Below are 784 nucleotides of genomic sequence, written 5' to 3' on the forward strand. Positions count from 1 at the left end.
CCCCACCGGCCGGGCAGGACCGGCCGCCTCGGGTTCCAGTGGACGACGTCGACGGGCACGGGCCTCTCCGCTCAGCCGGCGTACGGGGTGCGGCCGAGCATGCCCGCCACCCGCGTCCGGACCGGCGACGGGACCACGGCCGGCGGCACCATCCGCGCGATCCGTCGCGCGGGGGACCCGGCGACCTTGCGGTGCACATAGGGGTACAACGCGCGCAACCGGTCGAACTCGGCGCGCGTCACGGCGTCGTCGTGCTCGGGGAGGGCGTCGAGGGCGGCCCAGGTGTCGTCCGCCAGCGCGCGCAGGGGCGCCGGTACCGGCGTCTCGTCCCATGTGACCTCGACGCGGTGCAGCGTGTGGTCGATGAACGCGTCCACCCGCTCGACGGCGCTCGTGTCACGCGGGTCGACCATCGGCAGGTCGAGGGCGGCCGCGGCGTCGAACACCGGGCTGTCCCAGTCGTGGATCAGGTCCCAGTAGCGCACGAAGGCGCGCGGCGTGGCCCGCGTGGCGAGCTCGGTGCCGAGCATCAGGTTGATCCAGCCGGCCAGCCGGTCCACCAGCGCGTCCCCGTCGTCGGTCACCCTGCTGCCCACGACCTCCGTGGGCGGGCGCAGCACCGTGACGCACGACGCCACCGCGCCGGTCGCGGCGGCCGCGGCCTGCCAGTGTTCCAGGAACCAGAGCAGCCGCGGGTCCTTGATCACCAGGTCGCCGTGCTCCGCCGTCCGCGCGGCGAGCCAGGCCCGGATCTGGCCGGGCGCGTCCGCCTCGGCGCCCGCCC

At 75.9% G+C, this 784-nt stretch carries 1 protein-coding gene; it reads right to left on the reverse strand.

Features of this window, described 5'->3' with window-relative positions; genetic code table 11:
- Positions 1–71: 71 nt before the first annotated feature.
- The coding region (locus PROKR_RS14625) for a hypothetical protein (RefSeq protein ID WP_036964395.1) at positions 72–784 on the reverse strand (713 nt) is incomplete at its 5' end.

The sequence above is a fragment of the Promicromonospora kroppenstedtii DSM 19349 genome (assembly GCF_000515355.1).
GTDB classification, from domain to species: Bacteria; Actinomycetota; Actinomycetes; order Actinomycetales; family Cellulomonadaceae; genus Promicromonospora; species Promicromonospora kroppenstedtii.